Origin of the sequence: Cryobacterium sp. TMT1-2-1, from assembly GCF_004403955.1 — a bacterium.
GTDB classification, from domain to species: Bacteria; Actinomycetota; Actinomycetes; order Actinomycetales; family Microbacteriaceae; genus Cryobacterium; species Cryobacterium psychrotolerans.
Genome location: NZ_SOHC01000027.1, coordinates 107,671 through 116,253 on the forward strand (window position 1 = coordinate 107,671; position 8,583 = coordinate 116,253).

General features: G+C 70.1%; 7 protein-coding genes and 1 pseudogene. 3 read left to right on the plus strand and 5 right to left on the minus strand.

Going from position 1 to position 8,583, the window contains the following annotated elements:
- Positions 1-95 precede the first annotated feature (95 nt).
- A complete protein-coding gene (locus tag E3T33_RS04930; RefSeq protein ID WP_092321077.1) occupies positions 96-797 on the plus strand; it encodes a FadR/GntR family transcriptional regulator in 702 nt (233 codons plus the stop codon).
- 79 nt (positions 798-876) lie between these two features.
- On the opposite strand, the gene E3T33_RS04935 is transcribed toward E3T33_RS04930, so the two are convergent.
- From E3T33_RS04935 to E3T33_RS04945, 3 genes and pseudogenes are all read right to left on the minus strand, one after another.
- Positions 877-2,382, minus strand: coding sequence for a tripartite tricarboxylate transporter permease (locus E3T33_RS04935; protein ID WP_134574887.1), 1,506 nt, complete (start codon positions 2,380-2,382; stop codon positions 877-879).
- Positions 2,382-2,900 (minus strand): tripartite tricarboxylate transporter TctB family protein, encoded by a 519-nt coding sequence (locus tag E3T33_RS04940; protein WP_241982825.1) that lies wholly within the window; start codon positions 2,898-2,900, stop codon positions 2,382-2,384. The genes E3T33_RS04935 and E3T33_RS04940 overlap by 1 nt, the downstream gene beginning before the upstream one ends.
- Positions 2,897-3,908, minus strand: a pseudogene (locus E3T33_RS04945) (tripartite tricarboxylate transporter substrate-binding protein). The gene E3T33_RS04940 and the pseudogene E3T33_RS04945 overlap by 4 nt, the downstream one beginning before the upstream one ends.
- Positions 3,909-4,200: 292 nt before the next feature.
- On the opposite strand from E3T33_RS04945, the gene E3T33_RS04950 reads away from it, so the two are divergent.
- On the plus strand, positions 4,201-5,955 hold the full coding sequence (locus E3T33_RS04950) for an ATP-binding protein (RefSeq protein ID WP_166784401.1): 1,755 nt from the start codon (positions 4,201-4,203) through the stop codon (positions 5,953-5,955).
- Entirely contained in the window at positions 5,948-6,634 is a 687-nt protein-coding gene (locus tag E3T33_RS04955; RefSeq protein WP_134476606.1) for a response regulator, read from the plus strand. The genes E3T33_RS04950 and E3T33_RS04955 overlap by 8 nt, the downstream gene beginning before the upstream one ends.
- Before the next feature lie 137 nt (positions 6,635-6,771).
- Here the strand turns inward: E3T33_RS04955 and E3T33_RS04960 are convergent, their stop codons facing one another.
- Both E3T33_RS04960 and E3T33_RS04965 read right to left on the minus strand, forming a co-directional pair.
- On the minus strand, positions 6,772-7,932 hold the full coding sequence (locus E3T33_RS04960) for an acyl-CoA dehydrogenase family protein (protein ID WP_174775392.1): 1,161 nt from the start codon (positions 7,930-7,932) through the stop codon (positions 6,772-6,774).
- Positions 7,933-7,961: 29 nt separating this feature from the next.
- Positions 7,962-8,583: aldehyde dehydrogenase family protein (locus E3T33_RS04965; RefSeq protein ID WP_134574889.1), on the minus strand; the 622-nt coding region annotated here is incomplete at its 5' end.

Below are 8,583 nucleotides of genomic sequence, written 5' to 3' on the forward strand. Positions count from 1 at the left end.
CCACTGGCCTAGCCTCCTAGACAGTAGGTGAGTTGTCAAGCGCGCGGTAGGCTGGACTCCACGGAAACACCGTCACGACCGACGTGGAGGCAGCAGTGGCCCAGGACTTCACCCCCCAGCAGCTCACGCGTGTGTCCAAACCTCGCCTGTACGAACAGCTGGTGGAACAGATCCTCGGCTACATCCAGTCTGCCCGGCTCGGCCCTGGCGATCTCCTGCCGGCCGAACGCGACCTGGCGGAACGCCTCGGAGTGTCCCGGGCGACACTGGCCCAGGCCCTGGTGGCCCTGGAGGTCCTCGGCGTCATCGACGTGCAACACGGCACGGGCGCGGTGCTGGTCTATCGGCCGAGCATCGCGACCGTCATCAGGGAACTCCGCGCGCACCGCAGCCGGCTCCCCGACATCGTCGAGGCCAGGAGCACCCTCGAGGTGAAACTGGCCGGGCTCGCCGCGGTTCGGCGCACCGAGGAGGACATGCTCGCCATCGATGCGTCCCTGGACGCCATGGCGGCCGAGATCGCCGGCGGCGACAAGGGCGCCCACGGTGACGAGCTCTTCCACCAGGCGGTCACGCGCGCCGCGCACTCCTCGGTGCTGGCGCAGCTCATGACGTTCATCGCCGAAATGATCCTGGAGACGAGGCTGGAATCCCTCGGCCAGCCAGGACGCCCCGAGCAGTCGCTGGCCTCGCACCGCGCGATTGCGGACGCGATCCGCGGGCAAGACGCGCAAGCAGCGCAGGACGCGATGCAGTCCCACATCGATCTCGTCTCGGACGTCGCGCTGCTCAAGTGATCGGCCGTATCCGTGCGCGCCGAGCTGCCCTGTTCCGGTCGAGTTTGCCCGGCACACCAAGCAAACTCGACCGCAACCGTCAACCTCGGCGGGAGGCGTCGCGCGTCCGCCGCCGGACGGCCTTCAGCAGCGGGGGCACGACCAGGAAGACCGCGATCACCGCGTAGAGCACGATCGCCAGCGGTTCGCTCACGAGCGCGGCCGGGTCGCCGGAGCTGATCTGCAGCGAGCGGCGCAGCTGGCGTTCCATCTCCGGGCCGAGGATGGCGCCGACGATGATCGGCAGCACCGGGAACCCGTAGCGCCTGGCCATGTAGCCGAGCGCCCCGATCAGCAGCAGGATGACGATGTTGAACGACTGCATCCCGGCCGCATACGCGCCCAGGGTGGCGAAGAACAGGATCCCCGCGTACAGGTACGGCCGCGGAATCCGCAGCAGCTTCGCCCAGAACGGCGCGAGCGGCAGGTTCAGCAGGAGCAGCAGCGTGTTGCCGATGAAGAGGCTCGCGATCAGGGTCCAGACCAGCACCGGTTCGGTCGTGAACAGGAGCGGCCCCGGGTGGATGCCGTACTGGTTGAACGCGGCGATCATCACGGCGGCGGTCGCCGTGGTCGGCAGGCCGAGCGTCAGCAGCGGCACGAGGGTTCCGGCGGCGGACGCGTTGTTCGCGGCCTCCGGGCCGGCAACGCCCTCGATGGCGCCGTGCCCGAACTCCTCCGGATGCTTCGAGAGCTTCTTCTCGGTGACATAGGAAAGGAAGGTGGGTATCTCCGCTCCGCCGGCCGGGATGGCGCCGAACGGGAAGCCGATCACCGTGCCGCGCAGCCACGGCTTCCAGCTGCGCTTCCAGTCGTCCTTGCCCATCCAGGGCACGCCCACCGGGATCGTCGCCTGCTTGCCCTGCCGCAGGTGCGCCGCGATCCAGAGGGCCTCACCGACGGCGAACAGCGCGACGGCGATCACCACGACGTCGATCCCGCCGGAGAGCAGCGGCTGGCCGAACGTCAGCCGGGGCTGGCCGGTGGTGGGGTCCATCCCGACCAGGCCGATCGTCAGCCCGATGAAGAGCGCCGCGAGCCCGCGGATCCGGGACGAACCGAGCACCGTGCTCACCGCGATGAACGCGAACACCATCATCGCGAAGTACGACGGGGCACCGAGGCTGATCGCGATCGACACGATGAACGGGGCGACGAAGACCAGGGCGGCGGTGGCGATGGTGCCGGCCACGAAGGATCCGATCGCCGCCGTCGCGAGCGCCTGGGCGCCTCGTCCGGCCTTGGCCATCTTGTTGCCTTCGAGCGCCGTGACCACGGAGGAGCTCTCCCCCGGTGTGTTCAGCAGGATCGAGGTCGTCGACCCGCCGTACATCCCGCCGTAGTAGATCCCGGCGAACATGATCAGCGAACCGGTCACGTCGAGGGCGTACGTGAGCGGCAGCAGCAGGGCCACCGTCATCGCCGGGCCGATCCCGGGCAGCACGCCCACCGCCGTGCCGAGCAGCACACCGATCAGCGCGAAAAGCAGGTTCTGGAGGGTCAGCGCGTTCGTGAACCCCTCCATCAGCAGAGCGAGGTTGTCCATCAGAGAATTCCCGTCAGCAGGCCGGCCGGCAGGGGGATGCCGAGGCCAAGTACGAAACCGTAGAACGTCGCCACGGACAGCGCGACGCCGATGAGCAGGGCCCAGACGAAGCGCCGGGAGCCGAGCAGCAACGCCGAACCGTAGAAGAGGAGGCTGCTGGCGACCACATAGCCGAGCGGGTCGAGCACCAGCGCGTAGCCGAGGATCAGGCCGGCCAGGCCGAAGACCGTCGGCCAGTGTGCCGGGATGGAGAGGTCGATGTCTTCGCCCTCTTCGGGGTCGGCGTGCCCTCCGCGCAGAACGCTGATCGCCAGCGCGATCGCGCACAGGGCCAGGCCGGTCGCGATGATGGCGGGAACGACCTGCGGGCCCATCACGCCGGAGTTGACGGCGGTCTGGCGGATGTTGGCGGTGTCGACGGCGACGATCACCGCAAGCGCCCCGAGCAGGGCGGCGACGCCCAGCTCGGAGCGACCGTGCAGCAGTCCTGGTCCACCCCGAGAGCTGGGGGTGGTCACACCAGTCCCAGGTCGGTGAGCACGGTTGCGACGCGCTCGTCCTGCTCGGTCAGGAAGGAGGCGAAGTCGTCTCCGGTGATGAAGGCATCCGTCCAGCCGTTGTCCTCGAGCACCTGTGCCCACTCGTCACTGTCGTGCATGGCCGTGACGGCCGTGACGAGCCTGGCCGTCTCGGCCTTGCTCAGGCCCGGGGCCGCAAGCAGTCCGCGCCAGTTGGTGAAGACCAGGTCGACGTCCTGCTCCTTGAGGGTGGGGGCATCCGGCAGGACGGGGACTCGCTCTTCGCTGGTCACGGCGAGAACGCGCAGTTCGCCTGCCTTGACCTGCTCGAGGAATTCGCCGTAGCCGGAGGCCGCGAACTGCAACTTGCCGCCGAGGATCGCCGGCAGCAGCTCGCCGCCGCCGTCGTAGCTGACGAAGTTCACGTCGCCCGCCTCGATGCCGACGGCGTCGGCGAGCTGCATCGGCAGCAGGTGGTCGGGCCCGCCGGGCGAGGATCCGCCGCCGACCGGGAACGCGCCGGGGTTCTTCTTCCAGGCGACGATGAGGTCGTCGAGGGTCTTGTACGGGGAGTCGGTCGGCACGAAGATGGCGCCGGCCTCCTCGATCAGGCGGGCNGTACGGGGAGTCGGTCGGCACGAAGATGGCGCCGGCCTCCTCGATCAGGCGGGCGATGGGAGTCGCATCCGCGACCTTGGCATCCGTCTCGTTCGTGTACGCGGCGCCGACGACGCCGAGGCCCATCATCAGCAGGAAGTCTTTGTTGCCCTTCTCGGTGATGGTGCGGGCCAGGCCGACCGTGCCGCCGGCCCCGGCCAGGTTGGTGACCTCGGTGCCGGTGGTGACGCCGATTTCGTCCATCACCTTGACCGCGGCGCGGCCGGTGACGTCGTAGCCGCTGCCCGGGGCGTTGGGGATCATCACCTGGATGTTCTTGAGCGGGCCGTCGGCCGTTGCCTCCGCGGTGCTCGCGGTGGTGCCGGTGACGCCGCAGGCGCTGAGCGCCAGGATGAGTGTGGCGGCGACGGCCGTGGTGCCGATCAGACGCGTGGGTGCTGGCTTGAGCCGGGCTGATGTGCGCATTGCAATCCTCTTCGATTGAAGGCCGGCATCGTCGCCGACCGTGACCATGATGCGCAGGAGCGCCGCAGCCCCTGCAACTTGTGGTGTTAGAGGACGTTGTGTAGCTTGTGGCCGAGTTTCCTTCCTTCCCCATTCTGAGGGACTATTTGTTAGGGCCGCCGCGCGCGGCCCGTGCGCCGGGGCCGACGATGGCCCGGGCCGGCCGACGGGAGGGCAGATGCAGTCACAGTCGCCGTCCTCTGCACCGTCGCAGGCGCGCCCCCGCCTCAGCCTCACCCGCCAGTTGCTCGTCTTCCAGCTCACCCTGCTCGCCATCGTGCTCGTCGCCGTGACCGCCATCTCGCTCGAACAGACCCGCAACATTTTCGACAGCGGCCAGCAGCGACGGATGCTCACCGTCGCCGAATACACGGCCGCCAATCCCCTGCTCCGCAGCCTGCTCGCCAGCGACTCGGCGCCGCGGAAACTCGCCTCGCCGGTGGAGTCGCTGCGCACCACGACCGGGGTCGACGAACTCATCGTGACGGATGCCGCCGGCCTGGTGCTCGCCTCCCCCGCCGACCCGCGCATGCTCGGCACCACCGTGCAGCTCAATGTCGACCGGAAGGGCTACGACGGCGCCTGGGCCGGAGTGGCGCAGCTCGGGACCGTCGACCATGTCGTCGGCCGGGTGCCCGTGCTCTCGAACTCGGGCGAACTCATCGGCACGGTCGTCGCCGGGCGCCGGTTCCCCACCCTGGCCGGCCTGTTCTCGGTTGCGGCCCCGAACCTGCTCACCTACCTCGGCGTCGCCGGCATCCTCGGCGCCGCCGGCTCGTGGTGGCTCGCCGCCCGGGTCAAACGCCAGACCCTGGGCCTGGAGCCGGAGCAGATCGGCCGCCTGGTCGAGCACCGGGAGGCCATGCTGCACGGCATCCGTGAGGGCGTCATCGCGGTCGACGCGGACGGCATCATCACCCTCGCCAACGACAGCGCCCGGTCGCTGCTCGGGCTGCCCGACGACGCGGTCGGCCGTCCCGTCGACGGTGTCGGGCTGGGCGGAGAGGCCGAGCGGGCGCTGCGTTCGCACGGTGCCAACGACCGCGACACGCCCCTGGTCAACCGCGGGGTGCTGCTCGTGCTCAACCAGACCACGATTCATCCGCCCCGCTCCAAACCCGAGGTGGTGACGACGCTCCGCGACCGCACCGAGCTGGTCACGCTGCAGCACGACCTGGGCAGCAGCAGGCAGGCAACCGAAACCCTGCGCGCGCAGACCCACGAGTTCGCGAACCGGCTGCACACGATCTCGATGCTGATGCAGCTCGGCGACACGGATGCGGCCGTCGACTACATCGATGCGGTCTCCCGCGACCGCTCCGAGCTGGACAGCACGGTGCTCACCCGGATCAACGAACCCGCGGTCGCCGCGCTGCTGATCGCGAAGACGTCGCTCGCCCGCGAGCGCGGAGCCGACCTCACGCTCACGGCCGATTCCGCGCTGCCCAGGGTGGACGAGGCGATGTCGGTCGACCTCGTGACGGTGATCGGCAACCTCGTCGACAACGCCCTGGACGCGGTGACCGGGGCGGCGACCCGGCACGTCTCGGTCGACGTGCGGGTGGTGGGGCCGGGTGCGGCGGGGCCGGATGCTGCGGGGGCGGATGCTGCCGGTGCTCTGGTTCGCGTCGTCGTGCGCGACACCGGGCCCGGGGTCGACTCCGCCCTGATCGACCGCGTGTTCGAGGCCGGGGTCACATCGAAATCGACGTCGTCGGGCGCCGCCGACCACGGCTTCGGCCTGGCGATCGTGCACCTCGTCGCCACCCGCCGCGGCGGCCGGGTCGGCTACCGAAACGACGGCGGAGCGGTGTTCGAGGCGGTCCTGCCGACCGTCGCGCGCGCATCCGGAGCCCCCGGCGAACCCGTCGAGCCCACAGGCCTCGAGCCCACAGGCCTCGAGCCCACAGGTCGGGAGACCCTCCATGTATGACGTGCTGATCGTTGACGACGACTTCATGGTCGCTCGCGCCCACGAGCGCATCGTCGAACAGCTGCCCGGTTTTCGCGTCGTGGGGGTGGCGCATTCCGGCGCTGAGGCACTGGACCTGATCGGCACGCTGCGGCCACAGCTCGTGCTGCTGGACATCTACCTTCCGGACACGACCGGGCTCGACGTCATCCGTCGCGCCCGCGAGCACGGGTACGACCTGGACTTCCTCGTGCTCAGCGCCGCCCGCGAGTCGGAGACGGTCAGCGCTGCGCTGCAGGGGGGCATCGTGAGCTACCTGCTCAAACCGTTCAAGATCACCGAGCTGCAGGCACGGCTCGCCGGGTACGCCGAACGCCGGCGCGTGCTCGGGCGCCCCGGCGACCTCAGCCAGAGCGACCTGGACCAGGCCCTCGGCTCGGCGTCGGGCGTGGCCCCGCTGCCGCCCCTGCCCAAGGGGCTGAGCAAGGAGACCGCCGTGCTGATCGAACGTGCGCTGAAGGACTCCGACCTGGACCTGGCCGCGTCCGAGTGCGCCGAGGAGCTGGGCCTGTCGCGGGTCGTGGCCCGCAAATACCTGGAGCACTTCGTGCTGCTCGGGCAGGCCGCCGTTTCCCTGCGCTATGGCCAGACCGGACGCCCCCAGCGCCGCTACTCCTGGCTCGGCCCGGCGCCCCGGTAGCGACCGCACCCGGCTCGCCCGCCCCGCGCTGCGCGGGTAGTGCGCCACTTCGCGGGTGGCGCAACTCACGCGCACCGGCGCAGTGCCCGCGTAACTCCCCCGCAGCGATACCCGCGCGACTGCTACCCGACGGGGGTCTAGCGGAAGGCGGGAATGCCCGTGATGTGGTTGCCGATGATCAGCGTGTGCACCTCGTCGGTCCCCTCGTAGGTGCGCACGCTCTCGAGGTTGTTCGCGTGGCGCAGCGGGGAGTAGTCAAGGGTGATGCCGTTGCCGCCGAGCACGGTGCGCGCCTCACGGCAGATGGCGATCGCCTCGCGGGTGTTGTTCAGCTTGCCGATCGAGATCTGGTGCGGCTGCAGGGTGCCGGCGTCTTTCAGCCGGCCGAGGTGCAGGGCGAGCAGGGTGCCCTTGTTGATCTCCAGGGCCATGTCGACGAGCTTCGACTGCGTCAGCTGGTAGCCCGACAGGGGCTTGCCGAACTGCATGCGCTCGCCGGCATATTCGAGGGCGGTGAGGTAGCTGTCGCGCGCGGCGCCCATGACGCCCCAGATGATGCCGTAGCGCGCCTCGTTCAGGCAGGAGAACGGGCCGCTCAGCCCTTTGGCCTTCGGCAGCATGGCCGAGGCGGGCAGGCGCACGTTGTCGAGGTCGATCTCGCACTGGATGGAGGCCCGCATGGAGAGCTTGGATCCGATCACCGTGGCGGTGAATCCGGCCGTCTCGGTGGGCACGACGAAACCGCGCACCCCGTCGTCGGTCATCGCCCAGATCACGGCGACCTGGGCAACGGAGGCCAGCCCGATCCACCGCTTGGTTCCGGTGATCACCCAGTCGTCGCCGTCGCGGAGGGCGTACGTGGTCATGCTGCCGGGGTCGGAGCCCGAGCCGGGCTCGGTCAGGCCGAAGCATCCGATCGCCTCGCCGGCCGCCATTTTCGGCAGCCACTCGTTCTTCTGTTCCTCCGAGCCGTGCTTGTGGATGGCGCTCATGGCCAGGGATCCCTGCACGCTCACGAAGGTGCGCAGGCCCGAGTCGCCGGCCTCGAGCTCCAGCGCGGCCAGGCCGTAGTCGACGGAGCTGCGGCCCGGGCATCCGTAGCCCGTGAGGTGCATTCCGAGCAGGCCCAGCTTCGCCATCTCCGGCACGATCTCGAGCGGGAAGACGCCGTTCTCGTACCAGCGCGCGATGTTCGGCCGGATGCTCGAGTCGACGAACGAACGCACGGAGGCGCGGAGCGCCACCTCGTCGGCGCTGAGGAGGGACTCGATGTCGATCAGGTCTGAGGTGTCGATCATGGGGTTCACTTTCGTCAGGGTGGAGGACGTCATTCGCTCGGCGCCGTCGCGGTCGGCGCTGTCGCGGTCGCCATTGTCGCGCTCGGCACTGTCAGTTTGCCGTTGATTCGCCGCGGGATACGCCAGGGGTTGCCGGGCTGGAGGGCCGGCGGCAGGTGGGCGGGTTCGGCGTTCTGCACCGCGACCGGCCGCACGAAGCGGCCGAGTGCCCCGGCGCCGACGCTGGTCGCATCGGAGCGCGAGGTGGCCGGCCACGGTCCGCCGTGCTGCATGGACCAGGACGTGGCCACTCCGGTGGGCCAGGCGTTGAGGGCGACCCGGCCCACCCGGCCGAGCAGCCGGCGCACGATCTCGGCCGACTGCGGGTCGCCCGGGCCGCCGGTGAAGACGGATGCGACGAGGCTCGGCTGCAGCCGGACGAGGGCGCCCAGCGCCTGCAGGGCATCCTCGTATTCACAGACGAGCGCTACGGGGCCGAAGCATTCCTCGAGCAGGCGGGAGCCCGGGTGCAGGTCGTCCAGCCGCACGAGGATGACCCGCGGGGCGACCGCATAGCCGCCGGCTTCGGCTTCGGCGGCCGGCGTTTCGGCGGACGCGGCGGACGCGGAGGGCGCGGGGGGCGTGGGCGCGGCTGCCTGCGCGGCCTGGGTG

Excerpts from the sequence above, each read along its gene's own strand:
- E3T33_RS04960 (WP_174775392.1), bottom strand. The coding sequence starts at position 7,932 with ATGATCGACACCTCAGACCTGATCGACATCGAGTCCCTCCTCAGCGCC.
- E3T33_RS04955 (WP_134476606.1), top strand. The coding sequence starts at position 5,948 with ATGTATGACGTGCTGATCGTTGACGACGACTTCATGGTCGCTCGCGCC.
- E3T33_RS04950 (WP_166784401.1), top strand. The coding sequence starts at position 4,201 with ATGCAGTCACAGTCGCCGTCCTCTGCACCGTCGCAGGCGCGCCCCCGC.
- E3T33_RS04935 (WP_134574887.1), bottom strand. The coding sequence starts at position 2,382 with ATGGACAACCTCGCTCTGCTGATGGAGGGGTTCACGAACGCGCTGACC.